Genomic DNA, 239 nt, shown 5'->3' with positions numbered 1-239 from the left:
CGGTGACACCTGTTTCAAATCTCCCAGAGAGTAGGCTATTAAGTACAAGATGCCCGAAGAATAATAAGAATAAAAAGAAAGGGACTTTTTTAATTTTCTGAAAGTGCTCTCTTTTAATAATTGCCGGAAAGGTAATGGTAAGGATGATGAGTAGAATATTTGGCAATGCACGAATGGAATCATCAAAAGGAATGATGAAAAATAAGAGCATAAATGCAAAGGGGTAAATAGAAGCAAGT

1 protein-coding gene is annotated in these 239 nt (G+C 35.1%); it reads right to left on the bottom strand.

What is annotated here, in order from left to right; genetic code table 11:
* Positions 1–211: hypothetical protein (locus ACY2RS_RS15840; RefSeq protein ID WP_490099618.1), on the bottom strand; the 211-nt coding region annotated here is incomplete at its 3' end.
* Positions 212–239 lie beyond the last annotated feature (28 nt).

The organism is Patiriisocius sp. 208BN25-11 (assembly GCF_058147145.1).
The sequence above is the reverse complement of the archived record's forward strand: the minus strand, read 5'-3'. Positions and strand labels throughout refer to the sequence as shown.